Here is a 26,334-nt window from a genome sequence, read left to right as displayed (position 1 = left end):
CGATGGCACAGGGTTTGCTGATCGTTTGCTTCCAGAGGAGGGCCGCGCTTTGCGGCATTTGTTGGAGTTCTGCCATGCTGTTTGCTCTTGGCGCTGCGTCGAGCGCACTGGACGCCATCCAATCGTTGACTTCATCGGCTTCGTCGCCGACGCAATCCACCGGCTTTAGCCAGGCCTCGGCGGACCTGTTCGGTCTCTCCGCTGGTGCCCCGGCTTCGGGGAGCCCGGCGGCGGCTGCCGGGTCCACCGGGTTTTCGCAGATATCGCCGGCCACCATGAGCGCGCTGCTCGCAGCCCAGAGCCAATCGCCAACGACGCCGGCCACGCCGACCAGCCACGCGAGCGCGCTGCAAAGCCTGTTCTCGCAGATTGACGCCAACGGTGACGGCCAGATCACCCAATCGGAATTTGAAAGCGCCCTTGGCGCCGGTGGAACCAACATCGCGCAGGCCGATCATGTGTTCAGCCAACTCGACAAGAACGGCGACGGCACGGTCAGCCTCGGCGAATTGTCGTCGGCGCTGCGGGGATCGGGCGGCCATGGCCATCACGGTCACGCCCATATCGGTGGTTCCGGCGGCGACGCAGGCAGCACGAGCGGATCGAGCACCGATCCGCTGCTGCAGGCATTGCAGGGCGCGTCCTCTACGTCGGCAACCAACAGCGACGGTTCAACCACGACATCGCTGACCTATGCCGACGGGTCCAAGGTCACGATGACGTCGGCGGTGCCGACGACGTCATCCAGCGCCGCGTCGTCATCCTACAACATCATCGAGCAGATGATTCAGCGTGAGGCAAACGCGATTTCATTGTCGAAACCCCCGCTTTCGGTCAACGCCTGAGAAGGCTCGACACGCAAGCTTGTGGTGCACAGCAATGGCGCTGGATCAGATGGACGCCTGATCCCGGCCCTTTTTCATCATCGTGACCTCGCGGACTCCCCCAAGCTCCTTCCATTTCTCGGGATGCGCGGCGTTCCCGCCGCCAACTTCTACCCAAAACGATCCCGCCATGCCGGCAGCGCGCCGGGGAAGGGCAGGGCGGCGGCCGTGTAGACGCCGCGCGCGATGGCGCGGGCCACGACATTGGCCGCGACCATGCCAAGTTCGGTGAGGCCGACCAGCGGGTCGATCGGCTTTTCGCCGGTCGCCGCGGCGAACACCACGTCGCCGTCCATCGGTGCGTGCACCGGATAAATCGCGCGGGCGAATCCGGTCTGCGCGATGATGGCAAGCCGCCTGGCCTGCGGTTTCGTCAGTGTGGCGTCGGTTACCACGACGGCCAGCGTCGTGTTCTCCACGGACGTTGCGTCGGGACCTCCTTTGATACGCATCTTCAGCATGTCCGGCGTGAAAGACGGCGGAAATCCGCGCGCGCCATATTCGCCGTCGATTTCAAATGGCGCGGCCCAGAACCACGGTCCGTCGCCGACCGTGACGGCGCCTAGCGCATTGACCACCGCGAGCGCCGCGACCTTGACGCCGCCCTGGGTTTTCGCCGAGGCGGAGCCGAGGCCGCCCTTGAAGTTGGCCGTCTGCGCGCCGAGGCCCGCACCGGCGCTGCCGACTGCGAAAGTCCCGGCGGCCGCCGCGGCCGCCGCGTAGCCGAGATCGCGGTACGGCGCGAAGCGGCCCCACTGCTTGTTGCCCCCGTTCAGGAGATCGAAACAGATCGCGCCGGGCACGATCGGAATGATGGCGCCGCGCACGGCAAAGCCGCGGCCCTGTTCCGCGAGCCAGGCCTGGACGCCGCCGCCGGCTTCGAGCCCGAACGCCGAGCCGCCTGCAAGCGCGATCGCGTCGATCATTTCAACGGTATTGGCGAGGTCGAGCAGCGCGCCCTCGCGCGTGCCCGGGCCGCCGCCGCGCACGTCCATGGCCGCCACCGCGGGCCGCTCGAAGATCACCGCGGTGACGCCGGATGCAAGTGCGGCATCATCGGCGTGACCGACGCGAACCCCGGCAATGTCGGTGAGGAGATTGTTCAACGAAACTCTCCCGGCGGAAGGCAAAACGCCCCGGCGAACCGGGGCGCTCAATGCAGGACTCGATCAAATGGCCGGGCCTTACGACCCCTTCGGATTGATCTCGATGTAGCCGCCCTTGGCGTCCCACTTGTAGACGACATAATCAATCTGCTTGATGTCGCCCTTGGCGTCGAACTCCATCTTGCCGATCACCGTATCCCAGGAGCCTGCCTTGATCGCCTCCATGACCTTCTTCGGATCGGTCGTGCCGGCCTTCGCCACCGCCTGCGACCACACCTGCATCGCGGCATAGGTATAGAGCGTGTAGCCTTCGGGATCGATGTTGTTGGCCTTGAACTTCTCGACGATGGCCTTCGCGGTGGGCTTGTTGCGCGGGTCGGGGCCGAAGGTGAACAGCGTGCCTTCGCCGGCGGGTCCGGTGATCGAGGCGAACTCCTTGTCGGCGAGCGCATCGCCGGCCATCAACACGGTCTGGAGTCCCTGATCGCGCATCTGGCGCACGATCAGTCCGGATTCCTGATGGTAGCCGCCCACGTAAACCAGGTCGATGTTGTCGCGCTTCATGCGCGAAACGATCGCGGTGAAGTCCTTGTCGCCCTTGTTGTAGGACTCGAACATCTTTTCGGTAAAGCCGATCTTGTTGAGCGCCTTCTTGGTTTCGTCGGCGAGGCCCTTGCCGTAGGTGGTCTTGTCGTTGAGGATGGCGACGTTCTTGCCCTTGTAGAATTTAGCGATGTACGCAGCGGCGACCAGTCCCTGCTGATCGTCGCGGCCGCAGACGCGCGCGACGTTCCAGAGCTTGCGCTCGGTGAACAGCGGATTGGTCGAGGCCGGCGTGATCTGCAACACGTTGCCGTCGGCATAGGCTTCCGACGCGGGGATCGACGACGACGAGCAGTAGTGGCCGGCAACGAACGGGATCTTGGCGCTGGCGATTTTTTCCGCCACCGAGCGCGCCTGCTTGGGATCGCAGGCGTCGTCCTCGACATCCAGCGCCAGTTTCTTGCCGATCACGCCGCCGGCGGCATTGAGATCCTTGACCGCCTGTTCGGCACCGTTCTTCATCTGGCGGCCGAAAGCGGATTCGCCGCCGGTCATCGGACCCGCCACGGCGATCGTGATGTCTTGCGCAAGCGCTGCCGTCGACAGCGCAAGCGACGCGCCCAATGCCAAGCCGATGAGCTTTAGTGATTTCATGAGGGATCCTCGCGATTAGTTCGCCATGGGAAGTCGCCGGCAGGCCGCCGGGTTCGAAAAGCACGGCCATTGTCGACTGAATTTGCGGCGAAGTCATCGGCAAATTTCGGGCAAATCCACGTTCCCCGGCGTTCGCCGGGACGAGGGCCGGTGGCGGGGCCTACCCCCGCCTTCCGCCTTCCAGATAGGCAGCGCGGATCTCCGGGCGCTGCAGCAGTTCCGCGCCCGTTCCGCTGAGGGTGATCAGGCCGTTGACCATGACATAGCCGCGATGGGCCAGCCTCAGGGCATGATTGGCGTTCTGCTCGACGATCAGCACGGTCAGGCCGTCTTGCCGGTTCAGGGTCCGGATGGCGTCGAAAATCTGGCGGGCAATCAAGGGGGCGAGGCCCAGCGAGGGTTCGTCCAGCATCAACAGACGAGGGCGGCTCATCAGCGCTCGCCCAATCGCCAGCATCTGCTGTTCGCCGCCCGACAAGGTACCGCCGCGCTGGCTCAGGCGCTCCTTCAGCCGCGGAAACAGCGTCAGCACGCGCTCCAGCCCGGCGGCCCGGTCGACCTCGCTGCTGTCGGTGGCGTCCGCGCCCATCTGCAGGTTTTCCGCCACGCTCATGCGCGGGAAAATGCGGCGGCCTTCGGGCGATTGCGCGATGCGCAGCCGCGCGATTTCGTGAGTCGGCACATCGGTGATATCGCGGCCATCGAACAGGATCGATCCGGCGCGGGCGCGCGGCTTGCCGAAGATCGTCATCATCAGCGTCGACTTGCCGGCGCCGTTGGCCCCGATCAGCGCGACGATCTCGCCGGCGCTGATGTCGAGATCGACGCCCTTCAGCGCCTCGATCTTGCCGTAGGCGGCGCGAAGGCTGCGGACCTCGAGCATGGGCGCGGCGGAGGGCGCGGTCACGTTCCGCTCTCCATGACAGCGATGGCTTCCTGTTCGTCGGCGCCGAGATAGGCCGCAATCACCTTCGGGTCGTCACGAATATCCTGCGGCGCGCCTTCGGCGATCCTGACGCCGTAATCCATCACCACGATGTGGTCGGAGATTTCCATCACCACCGACATGTCGTGCTCGATCAGCAGGATCGAGGTGCCTTCGGCGCGGATCGACAGCAACAGCTCACTAAGCGCCGCGCTCTCGCGCGTGTTCAGCCCGGCGGCCGGCTCGTCGAGGCACAGCAAAGCCGGTTCGGTGCACATGGCGCGCGCGATTTCGAGCCGGCGCTGATCGCCATAGGGCAGATTTCCGGCGGCGTCGTCGGCGCGTGCCAGCAGGCCGATGCGCTCGAGCCAGCGCGTCGCCTGATCGATCGCGCGTTTTTCGGCAACGCGCCATGACGGTGCGCCGATCAGCCCGAGAAAGGTGAGGCCGGAGGCGCGCATCAGCGTGTTGTGCTGCGCGACCATCAGGTTTTCGAGCGCGGTCATGCCGGGAAACAGCCGGATGTTCTGGAAGGTGCGCGCGACCTTGGCCTGTTTGGAAATCCGGAAATCGTTCAGCCGTTCGAGCTGGATGTTGCGGCCGTCATCATGCGTCAGGCGCATGGCGCCCGATGTTGGCTTGTAGAATCCGGTGATGCAGTTGAACACGGTGGTCTTGCCGGCGCCGTTCGGTCCGATCAGCGCGGTGATCTTGCGCCGCTCGGCCTCAAACGACAGGTCGTTGACCGCGACGACACCACCAAAGCGCATCGTCAGGTGATCGACACTGAGAATGTGATCGCCGCTCATCCCCGGCCTTCCCTGGCAAGCTCGGAGGAGATGGCCTGGCTGTGCCGCAGGAACACGGTCGGCGCGCGGTGCCCGATCAGACCGCGCGGCCGCCAGATCATCAGCAGCACCATCGCCAGGCCGAAGACCAGCATGCGGTATTGATCGAAGCCGCGAAACAGTTCGAAACCGCCGATCATGGTCAGCGCGGCAAGCGCGACGCCGAGCTGCGAGCCCATGCCGCCGAGTACGACGATTGCCAGCACCAGCGCCGATTCCTGGAAGGTAAAGGATTCCGGGCTGATGAAGCCTTGCCGGGTGGCAAAGAACGCGCCGGCGAAACCGCCGAACATCGCGCCGGTGGCGAACGCGGTCAGTTTGGTCGTGGTGGTGTTGATGCCGAGCGCGCGGCAGGCGACCTCGTCCTCGCGCAACGCCTCCCAGGCGCGGCCGATCGGCAGGCGGCGCAGCCGGATCGTCACCCAGTTGGTCAAGAGCGCGAGCGCCAGGATCAGGTAGAACAGAAATACGATGCGATGGGTCGTGGAGAATTCGATACCGAGCTTCGCGGCCAGCCCGTCATCGCCCGGCGTCAGCGGAATGCCGAAGAACGACGGCCGCGGAATGCCGGACACGCCGTTCGGGCCGCCGGTCAGGCTTTGCCAGTTGATGATGACAAGCCGGATGATCTCGCCGAAGGCCAGCGTCACGATGGCGAGATAGTCGCCACGCAGCCGCAGCACCGGAAATCCCAAAAGCACGCCCCAGAACGCGGCGAGGATGCCGGCCAGCGGCAGGCAGACCCAGAACGACAGCCCGAAATTGGTCGACAATAGCGCGTAGGAATAGGCGCCGACCGCGTAGAAGGCGACGTAACCGAGGTCGAGCAGGCCGGCGAGGCCGACCACGACATTCAGTCCCCATCCCAGCATCACGTAAGTCAGCACCAGGATGCCGAGATCGAGAATGTAGCGTTGATCGTAGAAGATCACCGGCACCAGGAAGGTGAAGATCAGCAGGATCGGCGCGATCGCACGCCGCGCGACCGCAAGAGTGCTTTGCACGGATGGCGGAACGATCCTGACGGTGCCGACCGGCCCCCACCATTGCCGCAGCAATTCGACGACGATGCTGCCGCCAAACACGGTCGCAACCATGGCCGCGAGGTCGCCGAACCGCGTCCAATAGATCAGTTGGCCGGTGGGCCCCGCCTCGGTGCGGATTCCGATCATCAGCGAGAACAGCACCAGCGCCACCAGCGCGCTGATCAGGGCTTTCTTGAAGATGAAGGCGACGCCAGGTAGCCGCGAGGCTTGCACAGGTCCGGGCGCGGGTGCTGTCACGCGCTCGCCTGTCAAACTTTTTCAACTTCGGGCCGGCCGAGCAGGCCTGTGGGCAGGAAGATCAGCACCACGATCAGGATCGAGAACGCTGCGACATCCTTGTATTCGACCGAGAAATAGGCCGACCACAGCGTTTCGATCAGGCCGATCAGGAGCCCGCCGAGCATCGCGCCGGGCAACGAACCGATGCCGCCGAGGACGGCCGCGGTGAACGCCTTGATGCCTGCGACAAAGCCCATGAAGAAATCGACCAGGCCGTAATAGAGCAGGTACATCATGCCCGCCACCGCAGCCAGCGCGGCACCGATGACGAAAGTCATGGAGATTGTGCGGTCGACATCGACGCCGAGCAGTGCCGCCATGGTCTGGTCCTGTTCGCAGGCGCGCATGTCGCGCCCCAGCCGGGTCCGGGACACCAGCCAGGTGAAGATCGCGAGCAGCACCACGGTGGTGATGACGACAATGATCTGCACATTGGACAGCCGGACCACGAAGCCCTCGCTGCCCTCATGCAAGGTGTAGCCGCCAGTGATGATCGGCGGCACCGGCTTGACCCGCGCGCCCTGCGCGATCTGCGAATAGTTGGTGAGGACGAACGACATGCCGATCGCCGACAGCATCGGTGCAAGCCGGAACGAGTGCCGCAGCGGCCGGTAGGCGATGCGTTCCACCGTCCAGCCATAAAGCGCGGTGATCGCCATCGATACCAGAAGCACGATCAGCAGGATCACGGGAACCACGGTCAGCCCGATCGAGACCAGGATCAGGAATGAGATCAGCGCAATGAAGCCGCCGATCATGAAGATGTCGCCATGAGCAAAATTGATCATGCCGACGATGCCATAGACCATGGTGTAGCCGATGGCGATGAGGCCGTAGATCGAGCCGAGTACGATGCCGTTGATCAGTTGCTGGGCGAAATAATCCATGCGCTGCCGCTGTTTGGGGCACTTCCAGACCAGACTGATCCAGTTTGCCGCAAAGAAAGCATCCACTTCAATAGGTTACGCGGCGATGGCCCCGGCAGCCGGACGGCGCGTCGTGCCATTTTCTAACAGTGACGACCCGGGGCGGCAACAGCGCCGGGGACCGCTTCGAGGGCTTGTACAGAGCTAGTTTCCCGCCCGGGCTCCGCAAAACCTCAAATGCGGCAGGAGAATCGCCATGGAAATCTTGCCGCGGGAACCGGGTTTCCGTGAAACCAACTGCGGATTTCCCGGTTATCTCCCGCGACATTCAACAAGGGAGATCCCGATGTCCAGCCAGAACCAGAATCCGGGCCAGCAGAATCAGAAACCGGACCAAAAGCCGGGCCAGCAGCAGGGCGGCGGCCAGAAACCCGGACAGCAGCAGCAAGATCCGAACCGTCAGGGCCAGAACCCCAACCAGCAAGGCAAGGGCGGTCGTTAATTCGCGGTCGTTAACTCCTCGTCGAACCAGGCTGGTCGAAGGAGTGAGTGAGGGAAGGTCCCGCCGGAAGGCGGGACTTTTCTTTTTGGAGGAGGAGCGCGGGCTTTTCTCGCCACTCGGGCTCGGCCGCCCCGTCGGGTGCTCTGGACCTGCAATGGAACCTCAACTACGTTCCGCGCAAGCGGCAGCGCCGGCGCGAGGGTTTCCACCATTCGCCGGCGAAACGACCGTGCGAAAATCAGGGAGGAAAGTCGATGAACGTGACCCGCCGGGGTATGATCGCTACTGCAGGTGCTGCCGCGACCGCTTTTGCTTTTCAACAGCGCGCTAACGCGCAGTCCTTTGAATTCAAGCCGAACCAGCGTTACCCCGACGCGTCGGTCGAGATCCTCGACCCAAGCTTTGCCAAATATCGTCTGTTCAGCAGCACCGTCGAGCAACTGGCCACGGGGATGCGTTGGGCGGAGGGGCCGGTCTGGTTCGGCGACGGCCGTTATTTGCTGGTCAGCGACATCCCGAACAATCGCATCATGCGATACGACGAAGCCACCGGGGCCTGGGGCGTTTTTCGCCAGCCTTCCAATTTTGCCAACGGCAACGCGCGCGACCGGCAGGGGCGGCTGATCAGTTGCGAGCATCTGACCCGCCGCGTGACGCGCACGGAGTACGACGGCAAGATCACGGTCCTGGCCGATAATTTCAACGGCAAGCGTTTCAATTCGCCCAACGATATCGTGTGCAAGTCCGACGGCTCGATCTGGTTTACCGACCCGCCGTTCGGCATTTCGGGAGAGTGGGAGGGCGACAAGGCGACGCCGGAATTGCCGCATTCCGTCTACCGCATCGCGCCCGACGGCAAGCTCGGACTGGTGACCGCAGATCTTGCGGGCCCGAACGGGCTGGCGTTCTCGCCGGATGAAAAGAAGCTCTACATCGTTGAATCGCGCGCGCAGCCGAACCGGCTGGTATGGGCTTACGACGTCGGAGCGGACGGAAGCACGCTGTCCAACAAGACCAAGGTGATCGACGCCAACGGCGCCGGCGCGCTCGACGGAATCAAGGTCGACACCGACGGCAATATCTGGTGCGGCTGGGGAAGCAATGGCGCGCCCACGGCCAAGCCTGAGGAACTGGACGGGGTCAAGGTGTTCAATCCCGAAGGCAAGGCCATCGGCTTCATCCGCCTTCCCGAGCGCTGCCCCAATCTGGTGTTCGGCGGAGCCAAGAAGAACCGCCTGTTTATGGCGAGCTCGCATTCGCTCTACGCCTTGTATGTCGAGGCGAGGGGCGCCGTCTGAAACAGCTCATGCAGGCGCCGGGCAAATTGCACTTTGGCAGGTGATCCGCCTTGGCCGCGCTGACCCGTGCGGCCTAGCGTGGAGATTTGGCTGCATTCCGGCAAATTCCGGTTCCCGGACCCCGCGCGGCCCCGCCGTTAAGGTAAATAAAGGGTTTAAATTGCCCGTCGCTGTTTAGGGGCGTTACGTCACCCGAGAAGCCGCAGCTCTCCCACCAGCTGGCGGACCAACGGGAAGCGACATGCCCACAAACTGGCGGATCAGTTCATTCAACGGCGTGCTGCTGGCGGCGTATTTCATTCCGACCTGGGCCATCATCGCCTTCAGGATCATGGTCGCGCCGGTCCACGGCCTCTATGATCGGCCCAGCATATCGGTGGCGCTGTTCATCAGCGACCATCTGCACATGGCATCGATGGCCACGGTGCGCGTCGCGTGGCTGCTTGCGCTGGGCAGGCTCACCGTTGTCGGGTTCTTTGCGATATTCGTGTTTTTCGCCGCGCGCGCCTCGATCCGCAAGACCGGCGGTTGCGACGAGGCGCTGGCGATGGCGCTGGCGATCGGCAGCTTGATCAGCTTTGCCAGCATGTGGATGGCGTCGCAGGTCGGCGAGACCGCGGCCCTTCGGCTGCATGCGACCGAACTCTTGATGCTGCTCGGCACCGCGGTCGTGCTGGTGTTCGAACCTCCGGCACAGCCCCGGACAAATCCCGCCGTGACGTCGGACTCGCCAGCTCTTGAGCAGTCCCAGCTCAGCCATAACGGCTGATGCCTCCTTGACCGCGTGGTTGGCGGCCGGCACGCCGCAATAGAGCGCCTGCTGCAGCAGGATTTCCTTGATATCATCAGGCGTGAATCCGCCCTCGGTGAGCGTGGCACGGACGTGAAGACGGAATTCGTCCCATTGGCCGAGCGCAACCATGGTGCCGATCACCAGCACGCGCCGGGTGCGCTGATCGAAATGCGGCCGGGTCCAGATTTTCGCCCCAGGCGTGGCGCGTGATCAGGTCGATGAAATCAGCGTTGAAGAAATTCCTGCCCGCGATGGATTTATCGACCTAGGCGTCCACAAGCTCCTTGCGGCGCTGGACCATGTCGTCGTCACGGCGCTTCTGATCGCCCATCGTTGGCCCCTCTCGGATCAGGGTTGCGTCAGGAAGCCGATCACGGCGTCGGTGAAGGCGTGCGGCTGTTCGACGTTGGAAATATGTGCGGCGTCGAGGATCGTCAGCGAGGCGCCGGGGATCTGGCTACGGATGTACTCAGCGGCTGCGACCGGGGTCGACATGTCATGGCGGCCCGCGATCACCAGCGTTGGGCTTTTGATGCCAGGCAAAAGCGCGCGCTGATCGAGTGTGCTCAGGGCCTCGCAGCAGGCGATATAGCCCTGTGCCGGGGAAGCCAGCAGCATGGCCTTCAGGTTCGCGGTGATCTGCGGCTCGCGCTCGCGAAAATCCGCCGTCAGCCAGGCTGCGATGACGGTGTCGGCGACCGCCGCGATGCCGCCTTCCTTCACCGCCTTGATGCGGTTCAGCCAATTGGTCGGATCGGGATAGTAGCAGGCGGTATTGGAGAGAATGATCTTGGCCATTCGCTCCGGTGCATGGGCCCCCAGCCACTGTCCGACCATGCCGCCCATCGAAAGCCCGCACCAGTGCACTTTCTTGATGTTGAGATCATCGAGGATCGCCAGCACGTCGCGGCCGAAGCGCTCCATGGAATAGGGACCCGGGGGAACGCTTGATTTGCCGTGGCCGCGCCGGTCATAGCGGATCACGCGGAAAACCTGCGTGAGCGCCTGCATCTGCGGCTCCCACATCTGCATGGTGCAGCCCAGCGAGTTTGACAGCATCAAAGTGGGACCGCCATCGCGGCCTTCGACGGATACGTTGAGCAGGCAACCGTCGGCGTCGATCATCGGCATCGGCATTTCTCCAGGATTCTTGTTTCAAGTTTTCTTATTTCAGGCGTTTTGCTTGTCGTCGAGTGAAGCGAGCAGACGATCGATCGGGGCCTGCGAGACGCCCTGATAGGCCATCGGCTCAAATAATTGTGCGATCTTGTCTGCACTTAGATGCGCGGTGACCCTGGCATCCCCGGTCAGCGCCTTGACGAGGGGGATTGCGAGATTGCCGGATCGCGTCGCGGCCTCGGCGAGGGCGGCAAGGTCGAAGCGACCTGCCTTGCAGGCGCGTCCGATCGGGCCTGCGGCGGCCGCCGGGATCACGCCCGTTGCGGCTTCCGCGCGCGCAAGGGCCGCCTCAAAATCGAGCATTTGCTGGAGGCATGCCACATCGTCGCAGACGGCGCGCATGGCGGGGCTCGACAGCATGGGGGCGAGCAGGGGCGAAAGCGAGGTGCTCATGTCGGGCGCGACCTAACCATCCCGGCCGGCCTCTGCCAATCCCAAAGCACGTCAGGCAAGTCTGCTGCGCCGCGAATATGCAACACTCCTCGTCCATTCATCCCCTTCCTTTTGGGCCGGGCGTGCTTTACTTGGTTGAAAGACCGTAAGCGAACCGGGAGGCAGCCATGGCCATGACGATGAACGGCGAAGTCCAGCTTGCGGCGCCGCGCGAGGCGGTCTGGGCCAAGCTGAACGACCCGGAGGTACTCAAGGTCTGTATTCCCGGATGCGAGGAGCTGGAGCGAACCGAAGACAACGGTTTCCGCGCCGTGGCCAAAATGAAGGTCGGTCCGGTATCGGCCCGCTTCAAGGGCCGTGTGACGCTCAGCGACCTCGATCCGCCGAATGGCTACAAGATATCGGGGGAAGGCGAGGGCGGGGTCGCGGGCTTTGCGAAGGGCGGCGCGACGGTAGCGCTCGCCGACAAGGACGGCGGCACGCTATTGACCTATGACGTCGAGGCGCAGATCGGCGGCAAGCTGGCCCAGCTTGGCCAGCGGTTGATCAACGGTTCGGCAAAGAAACTGGCCGACGAGTTTTTCGCGAATTTCGCCAAGGCGGTGCAGGGCTGATCTCTGGTAAGGCTAATTTGCTGAAAAGACTGGCCCCGGGCGAGGTCTCCTTGGTCATGGGGGGCCATGCCGCGATGAGGTTGCTCATTGCCGGGATGGCCCATATTATGGCTTTGCAATGATTTTAATGACTGTGCTGCCGTGCAACGCAGCGGTACAGATGAAGAGAGTGCTGAATGGCCAAAATCTCCATCATCGTCAACGGTAATCCCGTCAATGCCAATGTCGATCCCCGGACGCTCCTGGTGCAGTTCCTGCGCGAGAATCTGCGGCTGACCGGCACCCATGTCGGCTGCGACACTTCGCAATGCGGCGCCTGTGTCGTGCATCTCGATGGCAAGGCGGTCAAATCCTGCACCACGCTTGCGGTAATGGCTGACGGGCACGAGGTCAGGACCATCGAGGGGCTTGCCGCGGACGGCGCGCCGCTGCATCCGATGCAGGAGGCGTTTCGCGAGCATCACGGCCTGCAATGCGGCTTCTGCACGCCCGGCATGATCATGACCGCGGTCGATCTGGTCCATCGCAAGGGCCACGACCTGTCCGACCATACCATCCGCGAAGAGCTCGAGGGCAATCTCTGCCGCTGCACCGGCTACCAGAACATCGTTCAATCGATCGCGGCCGGCGCCAAGGCGATGGCGAACTCCGATCTCGCGTAAAGCAGGTCACCGCACGGCGATCAGGAATATTCCAAGGATTACCCTATGTACGAATTCAAATATCATCGTCCGGCGACCGTGCGGCAGGCCGCCAATCTCCTGGTCAAAAATGAAGACGCCAAGGTGATCGCCGGCGGCCACACCTTGCTGCCAGTCATGAAGCAGCGGCTCGCCAGCCCGCCGCATCTGGTCGACCTCTCCCATATCGAGGGGCTTGACGGCATCGAGATGAAGGGACGTTCGCTCGTCGTCGGCGCCACCGCGACCCACCATGCGGTCGCAACCTCCGCCCTGGTCGGCGAGGCGATCCCGGCGCTGGCCGAGCTCGCCGGCCTGATCGGCGACCCGGCGGTGCGCCACAAGGGTACCATCGGCGGCTCGCTCGCCAATAACGATCCGACCGCCGATTACCCGGCCGCCTGCCTCGCGCTTGGCGCCACCATCGTCACCAACAAGCGCCGCCTCAAGCCCGAGGAGTTCTTTCAGGGGCTGTTCACAACGACGCTCGAGGGTGACGAGATCATCACCAAGGTGATGTTCCCGGTGCCGAAGAAGGCCGCCTACATCAAATTCCGCAACCAGGCCTCGCGTTATGCGCTGGTCGGTGTGTTCGTCGCCAAGCGTCCGTCGGACGTGCGCGTGGCCGTCACCGGCGCCGGCTCCGAAGGCGTTTTCCGCGTCACCGCGTTCGAAGAGGCATTGAAGAAGCGCTTCTCGCCGAAGGCGCTCGATGGCTTGACGGTACCGGCGACAGGCCTGAACAGCGACCTGCATGGCAGCGCCGAGTACCGCGCGCATCTGATCGCGGTGCTGGCGCGGCGCGCGGTCGAGGCCGCGACCGCCAAATCGTGACGTTGCCAATTTCTGGCTCATCAAGGCTGGCTCTCCCATGACCGCATCGGCGCTGCCCAATTCCGTCGATGCCATGCTCGAGCTCTTGTCCTCGCGTGGCTACCTCGCCGAGCGCTCGCTGGCGACGGTGACCTATCTGGCGCTGCGGATGGGCCGGCCGCTGTTTCTCGAAGGCGAGGCCGGTGTCGGCAAGACCGAGATCGCCAAGGTCTTGTCGGCAGCGCTCGGGCGAAGGCTGATCCGGCTGCAATGCTACGAAGGTCTTGACGTGGCCTCCGCGGTCTATGAGTGGAACAGCGCGGCGCAGATGATCGCGATCCGGCTTGCGGAAGCGGCCGGAGATACCGATCGCGAGCAGCTCACCAGTGACATCTTCGCCGAGCGCTATCTGATCAAGCGGCCGCTGTTGCAGGCGCTGGAGCCGGATGTCGCGGGGGCGCCGGTGCTTCTGATCGATGAACTCGACCGCGCCGACGAGGCGTTCGAAGCTTATCTGTTGGAAATTCTCAGCGATTTCCAGGTCACGATCCCCGAACTCGGCACCGTGAAAGCGCCGCATCCGCCGATCGTCATCATCACCTCGAACCGCACCCGCGAAATCCACGACGCGCTGAAGCGCCGCTGTCTCTATCACTGGGTGGATTATCCCTCTGCCGAACGCGAGCTCGCGATCGTGAAGTCGCGCGTGCCTGGTATTTCCGCAAAATTGTCGCAGCAGGTCGTCAATTTCGTGCAGGCGCTGCGCGATCAGGATTTCTACAAATCGCCCGGTGTGGCCGAGACCATCGACTGGGCGACCGCGCTCACCGAACTCGATGCCCGCTCGCTGACCGCGCAAGTGGTCGGCGATACCATCGGCGCGCTCCTGAAATACCAGGATGACATCGCGCGCATGCAGGGCGACGGCTTGCAGAAGGTCCTGAAAGAGGCGACGAGCGAGAATTGACGCTCGTCATTCCGGGGCGCGAGTAAAACGAGCCATCTCCGATGTGCAATTGCACATCGGAGAATCTGGAATTTGCGGCGCGAGATTCCGGGTTCATGCTGCGCATGCTCCGGAATGACAGGAATCAGTTGTCCGATGGCTATCAATCATCTCTCGCCCGCGACCGGTCAAATGGCCGACAACGTCATCGGCTTTGCCCGGGCGTTGCGCGCGGCCGGGATTCCGGTCGGACCCGGTGCCGTCATCGATGCCCTCAACGCGCTGGGGGTGATCGAGATCGGCAACCGCGCCGACGTGTTCACGACGCTGGAGGCGATCTTCGTCAAACGCCATGAGCATGCTTTGATCTTCGCGCAGGCCTTCGACCTGTTCTTTCGCGCCGCCGAGGAATGGAAGCACATGCTGGATTCGGTGCCGCTGCCCGATCAGGCCCGTAAGAAGCCGCCGCCGGCCTCGCGCCGCGTCCAGGAGGCGCTGTCGCAATCCCAGATCATCGAGACGCCGCAAGCGCAGGAGCAGGAACTCAGGCTTTCTGTCTCCGATCGGGAAGTGCTGCAGAAAAAGGATTTTGCGCAGATGAGCGCGGCCGAGATCGCGGCAGTGACCCGCGCGATTGCGAAAATGAAACTGCCGCAGGCCGAATTGCGCACCCGCCGTTACCAGCCGGATGCGCGGGGCTTGCGGCTCGACATGCGCCGCACTTTGCGCGCATCGTTGCGCACCGGCGGCGACATCGTCGACATCCGTCGGCTGGGGCGGATCGACAAGCCGGCCCCGATCGTGGCGCTGCTCGATATTTCGGGGTCGATGAGCGAATATACCAGGCTGTTCCTGCATTTCCTGCATGCCATCACCGATGCGCGCAAGCGCGTGTCGGTGTTCCTGTTCGGCACCCGCCTGACCAATGTGACGCGCAGCTTGCGGGCTCGGGATCCCGACGAGGCGCTGGCCAGCTGTTCGTCGTCGGTGGAGGACTGGGCCGGCGGCACCCGGATCGCGACCTCGCTGCATACCTTCAACAAGCTCTGGGGCCGGCGGGTGCTGGGGCAGGGCGCCATCGTGCTGCTGATCTCCGACGGGCTAGAACGCGAAGCCGATGCCAGACTGGCATTCGAGATGGACCGGTTGCACCGGTCCTGCCGCCGCCTGATCTGGCTCAATCCGCTGTTGCGCTATGGCGGCTTTGAGGCCAAGGCACAGGGCATCAAAATGATGCTGCCGCACGTTGACGAATTCCGTCCGGTACATAATTTGAGTTCTATCGAAGGGCTGATCGCGGCCCTGTCCTCGGTGCCGGCGCCGCATCATCGCAACCTGATCCGATCCGCAGCTTGAAAGAGGCTTTCCATGCTCAATCGCGACCAAGACATTCTCAAAGCGGCTGAGGACTGGCAGAAGGCCGGCCATGGCGTGGCGCTGGCCACCGTGGTCGAGACCTGGGGTTCGGCGCCACGGCCGGCCGGATCGAGCTTGGTCATCAACGATGACGGCACGTTTCTCGGCTCGGTCTCCGGCGGCTGCGTCGAAGGGGCCGTCGTCACCGAGGCGCTGGATGTGATCGCCAGCGGGCGGTCGAAAATGCTCGAATTCGGCGTCGCCGACGAGACCGCCTGGAATGTCGGCCTGTCCTGCGGCGGCACCATCCGCGTGTTCGTTGAGAAAGTCGGTTAGCCGTGAAGCTTCAGACGCTAGCTGAACTCAATGCCGAACGCGCCGCGCGGCGGCCGGTTATTGTCGTGACCGATACCGCCGATGGCGAACAGCGGCTGGTCAAGGTCAAAGATTTCGCCGCTGATCCGCTGCGGACCGAGCTGACCAAACAGTTGCGCACGGGCAAGAGCGGCACCATCGAGGCCGGCGGCAAAAAGCTGTTTCTCAACGTCTACGCGCCGACGGCAAAGCTCGTGATTGTCGGCGCCGTCCATATCAGCCAGGCGCTGGCGCCGCTGGCGCGCTCGCTGGATTATGATGTGACGGTGGTCGACCCGCGCACCGCCTTTGCCAGCCCCGAGCGATTTCCGGATGTGCCGCTGATCGCGGAATGGCCCGACGTGGCGCTGCCGCCGCTCAATATCGATCACTACACCGCCTTTGTGGCGCTCACGCATGATCCCAAGATCGACGATCCGGCGCTGTTGCATGCCTTTGAGCGCGACTGCTTCTATATCGGGGCGCTTGGTTCGCGAAAGACCCATGCCAAGCGCGGCGAGCGCCTGAGGGCGCAAGGTGCCAAGGATAGCGACATCGCCCGCATCCACGCACCGATTGGCCTGCCGATCGGCGCGGTCTCGCCGTCGGAGATCGCGGTTTCGATCATGGCCGAGATCACCGCGCAGTTGCGGTTGCCCAAGGAAAAAGAAGCCGCGGCATGAAATTCGGTCCCGCCAGTCCGACGGACGCCATCGGCGGCGTCACCGTCCACACCCTGCGTCAGGGCTCGCTGGTGCTCAAGAAAGGCACCACGATCGGTGCAGCCGAGGTCGCGGCGCTGATCCGCGCCGGGGTCAAGGAAATCGTGGTCGTGCGGCTCGAAGAGGGTGACGTCTCCGAGGACGTCGCCGCCGCTGGCATCGCGCAGGCCGTCGCCGGCGAAGGCGTCAATGTCGAGCGCGCCTTTACCGGCCGCGCCAATCTTTTCGCAGGCCGCGCCGGTGTGCTGGTGGTGGACCGCGACGCGGTCGACCGCATCAATGGCGTCGATGAGGCCATTACTTTTGCCACCCTTGCCGCCTTCAAATCCGTGGTCGAAGGTGAAATGGTCGCAACCGTCAAACTGATTCCGTTCGGGGTCGAGGCGAAGCTGCGCGACACCGCGGTCAAGGCGGCAAGCGGCGGCGCGTTGCGGATTGCGCCCTATGTCATCAAGCGCGTCGGCGTCATCTCGACCTTGCTGCCGGGGCTGGCGCCGAAGGTGGTGGAAAAGACCTTGCGGGTAACGGCGGAGCGGCTGGCGCCGGCCGGCGCCGCCATTATAGCCGAGCGTCGCGTGCCGCATGATGAGGCGGCGCTCAAGACTGCGATCAAGGAATTGCTCGGCCTTGGCGCGGAGCTCGTGATCGTGTTCGGTGCCTCCGCGATCGCCGACCGGCGCGATGTGATCCCGGCGGCGATCGCCGGGATCGGCGGCGCCATCGAGCATTTCGGCATGCCGGTCGATCCCGGCAACCTGCTCCTGATCGGCAATGCCGACGGCGTGCCGGTGCTCGGCGCGCCCGGCTGCGCGCGCTCCCCGGTCGAGAACGGCTTCGACTGGGTGCTGATGCGGCTGTTGGCCGGGCTGAAGGTCAGCCGCGCCGAACTCACCAGAATGGGCGTTGGCGGGCTGTTGATGGAAATCGTGACGCGGCCGCAGCCGCGCGCCAGTCTCGGGACCGACGGCAACCACCATGTGGCCGCGATCATTCTTGCCGCGGGCCGCTCGACCCGGATGGGCGGTCCCAACAAGCTGCTGGCTGAACTCGGCGGCAAACCGCTGGTCAGGATCGTGACCGAGCAGGCACTCGCCTCGAAAGCCAAGGGGGTCATTGTCGTCACCGGCCACCAGGCTGAATTGGTCGAGAAGGCCCTGCAGGGTCTCGACGTGAAATTCGTCCGCAATCCGGATTTCGCGCTGGGACTGGCGAGTTCGGTCAAGGCCGGAGTCGCGGCGGTGGCCGACAATGCCGATGGCGCGGTGATTTGTCTCGGCGACATGCCGATGATCTCGGCACCATTGATCGACCGCCTGATCGAAGTCTTCGCGCCCGATCGCGGCAATTTGATCGCGGTCCCCGTCAGCGATAACAGGCGCGGCAATCCGGTGCTGTGGTCGCGCCGCTTCTTCAACGAATTGATGACGCTCGACGGCGATATCGGCGCCCGTCATCTGATTGCGAAGCACAGTGAGGCGGTGGCGGAAGTCCCAGTCGAAGGCTTTGGCGCGTTTCTCGATATCGATACGCCGCAGGCGCTGGAAGCCGCGCGGCGCGGCTGAGCGCGTGACCGCTCCCGCGTCGACCGGTTGCAATTTCCCGTTCACCAAGTTGAAACGTCCTCTCCGTTAGATTTGCGGCGGACTGATCTCGGGGAGGGGATGTTGATCGTTTCGACGGCTGTCGCGCAACGCCGCGCGTTGTGCATTCTTGCGTTGACCCTGGTGCTCGGCGCATCGCGGCTGGTCAGCGAAACCTGGGCGGCGGGCGCCTTCGCGATCGGCAAATGCGGCGCCTATGGCCAGGCCTATGACTATCCGGCCGAGAACGTGGCGCTGGCCGCGGCGCGCAGGCAATGCAAGGGCAACTGCCCCACCACGGTGACCATGAAGCGCGCCTGCGCCGCATTCGCGGTCGACATGGCCAATCCCTGCGGCGCCCACGGCTACGCTGTCAAGCCGCGGATATCGAGTTCGCTCAACGCCGCGACGCGCAAGTGCTACGAGTTCGGCGGCAAGGAATGCGTGATCCGCGCCTGGGCCTGCGACGCCAAGGGGTAGGCCTCTTACGTCATTCGGGGGCGCGCATCAGCGCGAACTCCGATGTGCAGTTGCACATCGGAGAATCCCGATATGATCAAGTCGCGTTTCAGGGGCTGGTCCTTCGGACCATCCCGGAATGACGGCGGGAAACCCCATCATGCAATTCGACACCAAGATCGCGATCGTGATCCGGACTGACCTTGAAGCGTGGCAGAAGCTCAACGTCGCGGCGTTCCTGAGCAGCGGGATCGCGGCCGCCTTTCCCGAATGCATTGGCGAACCCTATTCTGATGGTTCAGGTACGCGTTACATGTCATTGATCGGTCAACCCGTTCTGATCTTTGGCGGCGACCGTGCGGCGCTGACCCGCGCGCTGGAGCGGGCGCTGGCGCGAAACGTCACGCCTGCGGTCTATACCGAGGAGATGTTCAAGACGACGCATGATGCCGCCAACCGCGAAGCGGTGAGGGCGGTGATCCGCGCCGAACTCAATCTGGTGGGCCTTGCCATGCGCGCCGAACGCAAGGTGATCGACAAGATCGTCGACGGGCTCAAGTTCCATAGCTAGCAGGCTCAGCGCTTCACCGTCGAGCGACCGTTCGCCTGCAGGCCGCCCGCCTTACTATCGGCGTCGGGACCTCAATTGAACTTGTAACCGAAGCCGGCGCGAACGGTATCAGCCGTCAGATGATGCGACGTCATATTGGCGAAGTTGAAGCTGGTGGTTCCGTTGGTGAAGGCTGCGATCACGTTGCCGGAATCGCCGAAATCGTAATGCAGATATTCGACGCGGGCCAGCCAGTTGGTATTCCACAGCCGCATTTCGCCACCGGCGCCCGCGGCCCATCCAAATCGCCAGCTCGGCGTTGTATCGATTGTCGTGCCGTCGGAATTCACGATGGTTGTGGTCTGGGTGATCCGCGTCCAGGCCAGACCGCCCGTGCCATAGAGCAAGGTGTTTGGCGAAACCAGATATCCAACACGGGCGCGTCCCGAGCCGAGCAGATCGAATTTATCGGTCTGCATCTGGGAGATCGGAAAGCCGCTGCCGTCGAGGCCCGCGATCGACGAAGTGCCCTTGATGCCGCTGCCGGAAAGATCGATTTCCAGCCCGCCGACCACGGAGCCCATTTGCAGGTTGGCGCCGGCCTGGAAGCCCCCGATGAAGCCCTGGGAATTCACGCCGGACAATATGAGGTTTGCGCCGGACGGCGTTGTCGCCACAACGTCGCTGATGGGATCGCGGCCCCAGCCATAACCGCCATTCACGCCGACATAGAAGCCGCTCCAGCTCCAGATTGCAGCGGCAGGCGGCATCGCCGCCATGGCGTTGTAGGCAGAGCGGGGACCGCCGCCCATTCCCGGCCAGTCGAACTTGTAGCTAAGCCCGGCCTGCACCACGTCGTTGGTCAGATGACCAGATGTCCTGGTGGTGACAAGACCGCCGCCTGCTGGAATGTTCTGCGACGAGCTGCCTGAGCCGAAGTCGTAGTGCAGATATTCGAGCCGGGCGAGCCAGTTGGTATTCCATAGTCTGGTCTCGACACCCGCGCCAGCGACCCACCCGAATATCCATGTCGGGAATACGGACGATGTCGTGGTGGGAGGAGGGAATCCAACGGTCGTGGCGACGCCTTCCTGATCGGTGACCATGCGCGCCCATCCGGGACCACCGGTGGCGTAGAGCAGGACGTCCGATGTGACGAGATATCCAAGGCGGGCACGTGCCGAACCGAACCAATCAAGTTTGTCAGTTTGCGTCCCCTGGTCGATAATACCATTGGCGCTCGTCGAATTTGACGTGGACCCCTTGATGCCGGTGCCCGAAAGATCGATTTCGAGGCCGCCCACGAATGAACCGGATTGCCAGTTGGCGCCGGCCTGGAAGCCGCCGACGAAACCGCGGGAGTCGACGCCGTTCAAGGGAACGAAATTGACCAGGAAATTGGTGAAGGGATCCCTCGCCCATCCGTAACCGGCATGGGCCCCTAGGTAATAGCCGCTCCATGTCCAGGGTTGCGACGCGGGCGCCGCTGCCTTGTAGACCAAAGCGGGATTCGATGCGCCGCCGGCGAAGGAGTCCTGACCGAACTTGTAGCTGATGCCGGCGCGAACCACATCGAGGGTCAGATTGCCGGTGGTCTGCGAAGACAGGAAGTCCGATCTCGCCGAACTGCCGGAGTTGCCGAAGTCGTAATGCAGGTATTCCAGACGCGCGAGCCAGTTGCTGTCGAAGAGCCGGGTCTCGACACCGAGACCGGCAACCCACCCGAACCGCCAGCTCGGGCTCGAGACCGATGTATTAATGCCGAAGGCTCCGGGCGGCGGAATGTTGACCGAAAGAGAGGTCGAGTCCTGGTTATTGACGAAACGGGTCCATGCCAGTCCGCCGGTGCCGTAGAGCAGCACATTCGGCGACACGAGGTAGCCGAGCCGGCCGCGGCCGGACCCGAGCATGTCGAACGCTCCGGAATTGGTCGCTGTCAACGAGTTGACGGAAAACGTGGTCGCCGCGCTCGCGGAATTTAACGATGAGCCCTTGATATCGGTGAAGGAGAGATCGCCTTCGAGACCGCCGACAATGGCTCCGGATTGCCAGTTGAAGCCGGCGTGAACGCCGCCGAGGGCGCCCTTCGGATCGAAACCCGTGAAGCCGCCAAAGCCCGGGACTTTGCCGAAGAAAAACGGGTCGTTGGGGTCGGTCTGCGAATCGTGGCCCCAGCCGTAGCCGCCATGACCGCCGACATAGAAGCCGCTCCAGCCCCACGCGGCAACGGCCGGCGGCGGTGCCTTCAATGGCAGATCGGCGGCGAGGGCCGGGCTCGCAGCGGCCAATGCCACGACCGCAACGCCTGAGAGCAAATGCCTCATCAAATCCAGCCCCATTTCGAATCGACAGCCAAAGCAACGGCGCAGTATGCTGACGAACATAGCACCGAGCTTGTGCCAGGCCTGTTGCGCATGGGACACAGCCGCCGAAATTTGCCGGATGCCGTATTGGCTTCCATTGTTCACAAATTAGGCGAGAAACCTCCCAGGACTGCCAATGCCCCAACCGAAATTTCCGAAGCGAAAAGTCTGGCTCGACTGCGGGAAATATATCCTCCGCACCATTACGGTCGAGGATGCCTCGGATCGATGGGCGAACTGGATGGCGGATCCGGAGGCGAGCATCATGCTGAACGCGGCGCCCCGGACCATGACGAAGGCGGACATCGTCGCCTATATCAAGGGCTTCGATCAGCGGACGCACATCCTGATCGGCATTTTCGAAAAGGCGAGCGGACTGCTGCTCGGCTTCCTGCGCAACGATGTGGATTTTGCCAGCGGCCAATTTCTGGTCAGCATGATCATCGGCGAGCCGGAATATCGCCATTCGGGCGTCACCAACTCGGTGACGATCCCGTTCCGCGACTATTTCTTCGAGACCCTGGGAATGAAGGTGATGCTGGCGACCGCGCTCGCCCATAACCGCCCGATCATTCATTACCTCTACAGCACCGGCTGGACGCTCGACCGCACCATCGAGCGGCACGTCAAATCCAATACCGACGATCGGATGTTCGACCTCTGCTTCTTCAGCCAGAGCCGGGAAGCCTGGCACGAATGGAAGAAGGCCAGGCTTGGCCGCAGCCAAGCCGCCATGGCGCCCAAGCCGGAATAAACCTGGCCGGGACAGGCCCAGGACTTGATGCCCCGGCATCAGCGGCGGATTGACAATGACTGACCAGTCAGTCATATTTGATTCATGCCAAGTTCCCGAACAACGACCGCGAAAACCCGATCAAAACCGGCCGATCATCGGCGCGGGGAGAAGGCTGGCTCGGCCAGGGCGCCGCAGCCGGCCAAGGCGTCCTCGTCCGAACCTGCCTCGAGCCGCGCCGAGCGCGCGGCGGGCCGGCGGCAGGCGATCATCGATGCGGCGCTGGACGAATTCATTTCGCGGGGGTTCACCGCCACGCGGCTTGACGACGTTGCCAAGCGGGCGGGCGTCGCCAAGGGCACGATCTACCTGCATTTCAAAGACAAGGAATCGATGTTTGAGGAACTGATCCGGACGGCGCTCGTGCCGCTGATCGGTCGGCTGCACGCGCCGCCAGCCATCGGCGGATCGGTTCGGGACGCGATCGAAGGTTTCGCCCGCACCTTCGTCCAGGAGGTAGCGTCCACCCGGCGCGGCGAGATCGTGCGCTTGATCGTTGCGGAAGGGCCGCGATTTCCCAGTATCGCCGATTTCTACTACCGCGAAGTGGTTTCGCGCGGCCTTGCCGCCATCCGCGCGTTGATCGAACTGGGCGTCGCGCGCGGTGAAATCAAGCAAAAGAATTTGGCCCGCTTTCCACAGATCCTTGTCGCACCCGCGCTCATCGCGGTGATCTGGCAAAGCCTGTTCGGCAGGCACGCGCCGTTGGACGCGACCGAGATGCTTGGCGTGCATCTCGACATGATTTTTGGCGAACGGAGGACGGCATGACCTCGTCGCGAGCGGTATTGCGAATTTTGATGGCACTCACGCTTGGGACCGTGCTCTCCGGCTGCAACGATACGCGGAATCCCGGTTATCAGGGCTGGGTCGAGGCCGACATGATTTTCGTCAGCCCCGACGAATCCGGACGCGTGACCAAGCTCAACGTTCGCGAGGGCGACGAGGTCAAGGCCGGCGATCAGCTCTATGCCGTGGATGACGACATGCAGCAGGCCAATCTCAACCAGAACAAGGCGACACTCGCTAACGCGCAGCAAAGCTATGACCGGGCATCCTCATTGAGCAAAACGGGATCCGGCACGCAGGCTACGCTTGATGCTGCCGTCTCGGCGCTGCGCGTGGCCGAGGCGCAGGTCGTGACCTCGCAGACGCGGCTGGCGCGCCGGATCGGCTATGCGCCGGTGAGCGGTGCCGTTCAGCAGATCTATTTCCGCGAAGGCGAGACGGTGCCGGCGCAGCGGCCGGTGCTCTCGATCATGCCGCCCGGCAACATGAAAGTTCGCTTTTACGTGCCGGAGACCGATTTGCCGAAGCTTGCGATCGGCGAGGAGGTCCGGGTGACCTGCGACAACTGCGCCGCCGACCTCACCGCGAGAATTTACTTCATCGCGACCTCGGCCGAATACACCCCGCCCGTCATCTACAGCCTGGATGAGCGCAACAAGCTCGTCTACCTCGTTCAGGCGCGGCCCTCGCGGCCCGATGCCTTGCGGGTCGGCCAGCCGATCAGCGTATTTATCAACCCCAAGACGCCGGTTGCGGACAAGCGATGACCGCGATGCCGGCGTCCACCTCCGACATCGCGATCGACGTTCGCGGCCTGTCGAAATCATTCGATGGTCGCGAGGTCGTGCATGACCTCTCGATGCAGGTGAAGCGCGGCACCATCTACGGATTCCTCGGTCCCAACGGCAGCGGCAAGACCACCACCATCCGCATGCTGTGCGGTCTGTTGACGCCCGACAGCGGCGAGGGCAGGTGCCTTGGCTACGACATTCGCCGCGACGCCGACAAGATCAAGCGCCAGGTCGGCTACATGACGCAGCGCTTTTCCCTGTACCAGGATCTGTCGGTGCGGGAGAACCTGGAATTCGTCGCGCGGCTCTATGGCATGCGCGATGCGCACGGGGCGGCGCGCGAGATGATCAGGCGGCTTGGCTTAAGCGGCCGCGAAGAGCAACTCGCCGGCGAACTCTCGGGCGGCTGGAAGCAGCGACTGGCGCTCGGCACCTGCACCTTGCCCAATCCGCAATTGCTGCTCCTGGACGAGCCGACCGCGGGCGTCGACCCCAAGGCACGCCGCGATTTCTGGAACGAGATCCACGCGCTGGCGGCGGGCGGGCTGACGGTGCTGGTTTCAACCCACTACATGGATGAAGCCGAGCGTTGCCACGAGATCGCCTATATCGCCTATGGCTATTTGCTGGCGCATGGCACCGTGGAGGAAGTGATCGCCAAATCGGCGCTGTCGACCTACACCGTCACCGGCGACGATCTCCATGCGCTGCAGGACCAGCTCACCGGCAAGCCCGGGGTCGACATGGTGGCGCCGTTCGGGACCAGCCTGCATGTGTCCGGCCGCGACAGGGCGGCGCTCGATGCCACCATCGCGCCCTGGCGCGAGCACAGGGAATTGCACTGGCAGCACGGCGAGCCGTCACTGGAGGACGTGTTCATCGAACTGATGACCCGCTCGAAGGATAATTTCCAGTGAGCGTGACGAGCCCCCCGAAACATCGAAGCGAAATCCCGGAGCCGCGCTTCGGCTTCTGGCGGCGCTCTTACGCGATGGTGGTCAAGGAGTTCATCCAGCTGCGGCGCGACCGCGTGTCGTTCGCCATGATCGTGATCATTCCGGTGATGCAACTGTTGCTGTTCGGCTTCGCCATCAATACCACGCCGCGCAATCTGCCCACGGCGGTCCTACTGCAGGAAGACAGCGACCTCGCGCGCTCGATCCTGAAGGCGCTCGAGAACACCTCCTATTTCCACTTCACCCGGGAAGTGCACGATGTTGCCGAGTTCGACGATCTGTTGACGTCGGGAAAGGTGCTGTTCGGCGTCGAGATCCCGCGCGGCTTCGAGCGCGCGGTGCGGCGCGGCGACTATCCGGCGCTGCTGGTCGCCGCCGACGCCACCGATCCCGTGGCGGCTGGCTCGGCGATGTCGGCGCTCGGTGTCGTGGTTCAGACCGCGCTTGCGCACGACCTGTTCGCGGGCGATCCGCCGTCCTTGCCGTTCGAGATCCGGGCCCATGCGCGCTACAACCCGGCGGCGTCGTCGCGGCTCAATATCGTGCCGGGTCTGGTCGGCACCATCCTCACCATGACCATGCTGATTTTCACCGCGCTTTCGGTGACGCGCGAGGTCGAGCGCGGCACCATGGAAAGCCTGCTGTCGATGCCGATCAAGCCGGTCGAGATCATGTTCGGCAAGATCCTGCCTTACGTGCTGGTCGGTTTCATCCAGGCCGCGCTGATTATTGGCATCGGCGTGCTGCTGTTCGGGGTGCCCGTGCGCGGCAGCCTGGTCATGCTGACGCTGCTCTCGACGCTGTTCATCACCGCCAATCTCTCGATCGGCTACACGTTTTCGACCATTGTGCAGAACCAGCTGCAGGCGATGCAGCTGTCGATGATGTTCTTTTTGCCGAGCATCCTGCTCTCCGGTTTCATGTTTCCATTCATGGGCATGCCGGTCTGGGCGCAATATATCGGCGAAGGCCTGCCGCTGACGCATTACCTGCGGATCGTCCGCGCCATCATGCTGAAGGGCGCGACACTGCATAACCTGGAATATGATTCGCTCGCGCTGTTGGCATTGATGGTGCTCGCCATGACGATCGCGGTGACGCGCTTCCGCCGCACCCTGGATTAAGGGCGCGGCGTTGTTCGGCCGATGGCAAGGACGGGTGGTTCCCTCCGTCATTGCGAGGAGTGAAGCGACGAAGCAATCCATGCTTCCTTCGAGGCTCTGGATTGCATCGCTGCCGCTCGCAATGACGA

At 63.5% G+C, this 26,334-nt stretch carries 27 protein-coding genes and 2 pseudogenes; 19 read left to right on the top strand and 10 right to left on the bottom strand.

Annotated features, from left to right (window positions below):
* Positions 1 to 74 precede the first annotated feature (74 nt).
* Complete coding sequence (locus tag E8A46_RS01410) at positions 75 to 845, top strand: EF-hand domain-containing protein (RefSeq protein WP_291556432.1); 771 nt, start codon at positions 75 to 77, stop codon at positions 843 to 845.
* A 149-nt stretch (positions 846 to 994) separates the two neighbouring features.
* On the opposite strand, the gene E8A46_RS01405 is transcribed toward E8A46_RS01410, so the two are convergent.
* The 6 genes from E8A46_RS01405 to E8A46_RS01380 form a co-directional block, all read right to left on the bottom strand.
* A complete protein-coding gene (locus tag E8A46_RS01405) occupies positions 995 to 1,990 on the bottom strand; it encodes a P1 family peptidase (protein WP_291556430.1) in 996 nt (331 codons plus the stop codon).
* A gap of 78 nt (positions 1,991 to 2,068) precedes the next feature.
* Positions 2,069 to 3,187, bottom strand: coding sequence for a branched-chain amino acid ABC transporter substrate-binding protein (locus E8A46_RS01400; protein ID WP_291556428.1), 1,119 nt, complete (start codon positions 3,185 to 3,187; stop codon positions 2,069 to 2,071).
* 160 nt (positions 3,188 to 3,347) lie between these two features.
* Positions 3,348 to 4,094: an ABC transporter ATP-binding protein gene (locus E8A46_RS01395; RefSeq protein WP_291556426.1), complete on the bottom strand. Its 747-nt coding sequence runs from the start codon at positions 4,092 to 4,094 to the stop codon at positions 3,348 to 3,350.
* Positions 4,091 to 4,921 (bottom strand): ABC transporter ATP-binding protein, encoded by an 831-nt coding sequence (locus E8A46_RS01390; protein WP_291556424.1) that lies wholly within the window; start codon positions 4,919 to 4,921, stop codon positions 4,091 to 4,093. The genes E8A46_RS01395 and E8A46_RS01390 overlap by 4 nt, the downstream gene beginning before the upstream one ends.
* Positions 4,918 to 6,243, bottom strand: a complete 1,326-nt coding sequence (gene livM, locus E8A46_RS01385; RefSeq protein WP_291556422.1) for a high-affinity branched-chain amino acid ABC transporter permease LivM — start codon at positions 6,241 to 6,243, stop codon at positions 4,918 to 4,920. Before livM ends, E8A46_RS01390 begins: the two co-directional genes overlap by 4 nt.
* 11 nt (positions 6,244 to 6,254) lie before the next feature.
* Entirely contained in the window at positions 6,255 to 7,172 is a 918-nt protein-coding gene (locus E8A46_RS01380) for a branched-chain amino acid ABC transporter permease LivH (protein WP_291556453.1), read from the bottom strand.
* Positions 7,173 to 7,497: 325 nt separating this feature from the next.
* Here E8A46_RS01380 and E8A46_RS01375 point away from each other — a divergent pair, with 325 nt between their 5' ends.
* From E8A46_RS01375 to E8A46_RS01365, 3 genes are all read left to right on the top strand, one after another.
* Complete coding sequence (locus E8A46_RS01375) at positions 7,498 to 7,653, top strand: hypothetical protein (RefSeq protein ID WP_291556419.1); 156 nt, start codon at positions 7,498 to 7,500, stop codon at positions 7,651 to 7,653.
* Positions 7,654 to 7,907: 254 nt separating this feature from the next.
* Positions 7,908 to 8,951, top strand: coding sequence for an SMP-30/gluconolactonase/LRE family protein (locus E8A46_RS01370; protein ID WP_291556417.1), 1,044 nt, complete (start codon positions 7,908 to 7,910; stop codon positions 8,949 to 8,951).
* A 241-nt stretch (positions 8,952 to 9,192) separates the two neighbouring features.
* Positions 9,193 to 9,720, top strand: coding sequence for a hypothetical protein (locus E8A46_RS01365; protein ID WP_291556452.1), 528 nt, complete (start codon positions 9,193 to 9,195; stop codon positions 9,718 to 9,720).
* Here E8A46_RS01365 and E8A46_RS01360 read toward each other — a convergent pair.
* The 3 genes and pseudogenes from E8A46_RS01360 to E8A46_RS01350 form a co-directional block, all read right to left on the bottom strand.
* Positions 9,685 to 10,075: pseudogene (locus E8A46_RS01360) on the bottom strand (carboxymuconolactone decarboxylase family protein); the annotation flags it as partial. The gene E8A46_RS01365 and the pseudogene E8A46_RS01360 sit on opposite strands and share 36 nt — an antisense overlap.
* Positions 10,076 to 10,092: 17 nt before the next feature.
* The gene (pcaD, locus tag E8A46_RS01355; RefSeq protein ID WP_291556415.1) at positions 10,093 to 10,875 is read right to left on the bottom strand and encodes a 3-oxoadipate enol-lactonase; all 783 of its coding nucleotides are present in this window, start codon (positions 10,873 to 10,875) and stop codon (positions 10,093 to 10,095) included.
* A gap of 174 nt (positions 10,876 to 11,049) precedes the next feature.
* Positions 11,050 to 11,316 (bottom strand): annotated as a pseudogene (locus E8A46_RS01350) (3-carboxy-cis,cis-muconate cycloisomerase); the annotation flags it as partial.
* A gap of 167 nt (positions 11,317 to 11,483) precedes the next feature.
* On the opposite strand from E8A46_RS01350, the gene E8A46_RS01345 reads away from it, so the two are divergent.
* The 10 genes from E8A46_RS01345 (at position 11,484) to E8A46_RS01300 (ending at position 19,411) form a co-directional block, all read left to right on the top strand.
* Positions 11,484 to 11,930 carry a carbon monoxide dehydrogenase subunit G gene (locus E8A46_RS01345; protein WP_291556413.1) on the top strand — a complete coding sequence of 149 codons (447 nt, stop codon included), beginning with the start codon at positions 11,484 to 11,486 and terminating at the stop codon, positions 11,928 to 11,930.
* A 176-nt stretch (positions 11,931 to 12,106) separates the two neighbouring features.
* On the top strand, positions 12,107 to 12,592 hold the full coding sequence (locus tag E8A46_RS01340; protein WP_291556411.1) for a (2Fe-2S)-binding protein: 486 nt from the start codon (positions 12,107 to 12,109) through the stop codon (positions 12,590 to 12,592).
* 45 nt (positions 12,593 to 12,637) lie between these two features.
* The gene (locus E8A46_RS01335) at positions 12,638 to 13,444 is read left to right on the top strand and encodes a xanthine dehydrogenase family protein subunit M (protein ID WP_291556409.1); all 807 of its coding nucleotides are present in this window, start codon (positions 12,638 to 12,640) and stop codon (positions 13,442 to 13,444) included.
* Between the two features lie 37 nt (positions 13,445 to 13,481).
* Complete coding sequence (locus E8A46_RS01330; protein ID WP_291556407.1) at positions 13,482 to 14,390, top strand: MoxR family ATPase; 909 nt, start codon at positions 13,482 to 13,484, stop codon at positions 14,388 to 14,390.
* 135 nt (positions 14,391 to 14,525) lie between these two features.
* Positions 14,526 to 15,725 carry a VWA domain-containing protein gene (locus E8A46_RS01325; protein ID WP_291556405.1) on the top strand — a complete coding sequence of 400 codons (1,200 nt, stop codon included), beginning with the start codon at positions 14,526 to 14,528 and terminating at the stop codon, positions 15,723 to 15,725.
* Positions 15,726 to 15,737: 12 nt separating this feature from the next.
* The gene (locus E8A46_RS01320) at positions 15,738 to 16,061 is read left to right on the top strand and encodes an XdhC family protein (RefSeq protein WP_291556403.1); all 324 of its coding nucleotides are present in this window, start codon (positions 15,738 to 15,740) and stop codon (positions 16,059 to 16,061) included.
* A 2-nt stretch (positions 16,062 to 16,063) separates the two neighbouring features.
* A complete protein-coding gene (locus E8A46_RS01315) occupies positions 16,064 to 16,762 on the top strand; it encodes an XdhC family protein (protein ID WP_291556401.1) in 699 nt (232 codons plus the stop codon).
* Positions 16,759 to 18,363, top strand: coding sequence for a molybdopterin-binding/glycosyltransferase family 2 protein (locus E8A46_RS01310; RefSeq protein WP_291556399.1), 1,605 nt, complete (start codon positions 16,759 to 16,761; stop codon positions 18,361 to 18,363). Before E8A46_RS01315 ends, E8A46_RS01310 begins: the two co-directional genes overlap by 4 nt.
* Before the next feature lie 105 nt (positions 18,364 to 18,468).
* On the top strand, positions 18,469 to 18,861 hold the full coding sequence (locus tag E8A46_RS01305) for a DUF4189 domain-containing protein (protein WP_291556449.1): 393 nt from the start codon (positions 18,469 to 18,471) through the stop codon (positions 18,859 to 18,861).
* A 139-nt stretch (positions 18,862 to 19,000) separates the two neighbouring features.
* A complete protein-coding gene (locus E8A46_RS01300; RefSeq protein WP_291556397.1) occupies positions 19,001 to 19,411 on the top strand; it encodes a DUF2000 family protein in 411 nt (136 codons plus the stop codon).
* A gap of 71 nt (positions 19,412 to 19,482) precedes the next feature.
* Here E8A46_RS01300 and E8A46_RS01295 read toward each other — a convergent pair whose 3' ends face one another.
* Positions 19,483 to 21,714: an outer membrane beta-barrel protein gene (locus E8A46_RS01295; RefSeq protein ID WP_291556395.1), complete on the bottom strand. Its 2,232-nt coding sequence runs from the start codon at positions 21,712 to 21,714 to the stop codon at positions 19,483 to 19,485.
* Between the two features lie 175 nt (positions 21,715 to 21,889).
* Between E8A46_RS01295 and E8A46_RS01290 the strand changes: the two genes are divergently transcribed.
* The 5 genes from E8A46_RS01290 (at position 21,890) to E8A46_RS01270 (ending at position 26,206) form a co-directional block, all read left to right on the top strand.
* A complete protein-coding gene (locus E8A46_RS01290) occupies positions 21,890 to 22,507 on the top strand; it encodes a GNAT family N-acetyltransferase (RefSeq protein ID WP_291556393.1) in 618 nt (205 codons plus the stop codon).
* Between the two features lie 84 nt (positions 22,508 to 22,591).
* Positions 22,592 to 23,317: a TetR/AcrR family transcriptional regulator gene (locus tag E8A46_RS01285; protein ID WP_291556391.1), complete on the top strand. Its 726-nt coding sequence runs from the start codon at positions 22,592 to 22,594 to the stop codon at positions 23,315 to 23,317.
* Entirely contained in the window at positions 23,314 to 24,102 is a 789-nt protein-coding gene (locus E8A46_RS01280; protein WP_291556389.1) for an efflux RND transporter periplasmic adaptor subunit, read from the top strand. Before E8A46_RS01285 ends, E8A46_RS01280 begins: the two co-directional genes overlap by 4 nt.
* The gene (locus E8A46_RS01275; RefSeq protein WP_291556387.1) at positions 24,099 to 25,043 is read left to right on the top strand and encodes an ABC transporter ATP-binding protein; all 945 of its coding nucleotides are present in this window, start codon (positions 24,099 to 24,101) and stop codon (positions 25,041 to 25,043) included. The genes E8A46_RS01280 and E8A46_RS01275 overlap by 4 nt, the downstream gene beginning before the upstream one ends.
* Complete coding sequence (locus E8A46_RS01270) at positions 25,040 to 26,206, top strand: ABC transporter permease (protein ID WP_291556385.1); 1,167 nt, start codon at positions 25,040 to 25,042, stop codon at positions 26,204 to 26,206. Before E8A46_RS01275 ends, E8A46_RS01270 begins: the two co-directional genes overlap by 4 nt.
* Positions 26,207 to 26,334 lie beyond the last annotated feature (128 nt).

It is taken from the genome of Bradyrhizobium sp. (genome assembly GCF_004799445.1).
In the GTDB taxonomy this organism is placed as follows: domain Bacteria; phylum Pseudomonadota; class Alphaproteobacteria; order Rhizobiales; family Xanthobacteraceae; genus Bradyrhizobium.
This window is presented reverse-complemented; position numbering and strand designations above follow the sequence as displayed.

Excerpts from the sequence above, each read along its gene's own strand:
- E8A46_RS01400 (WP_291556428.1), bottom strand. The coding sequence starts at position 3,187 with ATGAAATCACTAAAGCTCATCGGCTTGGCATTGGGCGCGTCGCTTGCG.
- E8A46_RS01310 (WP_291556399.1), top strand. The coding sequence starts at position 16,759 with ATGAAATTCGGTCCCGCCAGTCCGACGGACGCCATCGGCGGCGTCACC.
- E8A46_RS01410 (WP_291556432.1), top strand. The coding sequence starts at position 75 with ATGCTGTTTGCTCTTGGCGCTGCGTCGAGCGCACTGGACGCCATCCAA.
- pcaD (WP_291556415.1), bottom strand. The coding sequence starts at position 10,875 with ATGCCGATGATCGACGCCGACGGTTGCCTGCTCAACGTATCCGTCGAA.
- E8A46_RS01280 (WP_291556389.1), top strand. The coding sequence starts at position 23,314 with ATGACCTCGTCGCGAGCGGTATTGCGAATTTTGATGGCACTCACGCTT.
- E8A46_RS01275 (WP_291556387.1), top strand. The coding sequence starts at position 24,099 with ATGACCGCGATGCCGGCGTCCACCTCCGACATCGCGATCGACGTTCGC.
- E8A46_RS01325 (WP_291556405.1), top strand. The coding sequence starts at position 14,526 with ATGGCTATCAATCATCTCTCGCCCGCGACCGGTCAAATGGCCGACAAC.
- E8A46_RS01295 (WP_291556395.1), bottom strand. The coding sequence starts at position 21,714 with ATGAGGCATTTGCTCTCAGGCGTTGCGGTCGTGGCATTGGCCGCTGCG.
- E8A46_RS01290 (WP_291556393.1), top strand. The coding sequence starts at position 21,890 with ATGCCCCAACCGAAATTTCCGAAGCGAAAAGTCTGGCTCGACTGCGGG.
- E8A46_RS01390 (WP_291556424.1), bottom strand. The coding sequence starts at position 4,921 with ATGAGCGGCGATCACATTCTCAGTGTCGATCACCTGACGATGCGCTTT.
- E8A46_RS01330 (WP_291556407.1), top strand. The coding sequence starts at position 13,482 with ATGACCGCATCGGCGCTGCCCAATTCCGTCGATGCCATGCTCGAGCTC.
- E8A46_RS01320 (WP_291556403.1), top strand. The coding sequence starts at position 15,738 with ATGCTCAATCGCGACCAAGACATTCTCAAAGCGGCTGAGGACTGGCAG.
- E8A46_RS01375 (WP_291556419.1), top strand. The coding sequence starts at position 7,498 with ATGTCCAGCCAGAACCAGAATCCGGGCCAGCAGAATCAGAAACCGGAC.
- E8A46_RS01370 (WP_291556417.1), top strand. The coding sequence starts at position 7,908 with ATGAACGTGACCCGCCGGGGTATGATCGCTACTGCAGGTGCTGCCGCG.
- E8A46_RS01345 (WP_291556413.1), top strand. The coding sequence starts at position 11,484 with ATGGCCATGACGATGAACGGCGAAGTCCAGCTTGCGGCGCCGCGCGAG.
- E8A46_RS01340 (WP_291556411.1), top strand. The coding sequence starts at position 12,107 with ATGGCCAAAATCTCCATCATCGTCAACGGTAATCCCGTCAATGCCAAT.
- E8A46_RS01380 (WP_291556453.1), bottom strand. The coding sequence starts at position 7,172 with ATGGATTATTTCGCCCAGCAACTGATCAACGGCATCGTACTCGGCTCG.
- E8A46_RS01300 (WP_291556397.1), top strand. The coding sequence starts at position 19,001 with ATGCAATTCGACACCAAGATCGCGATCGTGATCCGGACTGACCTTGAA.
- E8A46_RS01335 (WP_291556409.1), top strand. The coding sequence starts at position 12,638 with ATGTACGAATTCAAATATCATCGTCCGGCGACCGTGCGGCAGGCCGCC.
- E8A46_RS01285 (WP_291556391.1), top strand. The coding sequence starts at position 22,592 with ATGCCAAGTTCCCGAACAACGACCGCGAAAACCCGATCAAAACCGGCC.
- E8A46_RS01365 (WP_291556452.1), top strand. The coding sequence starts at position 9,193 with ATGCCCACAAACTGGCGGATCAGTTCATTCAACGGCGTGCTGCTGGCG.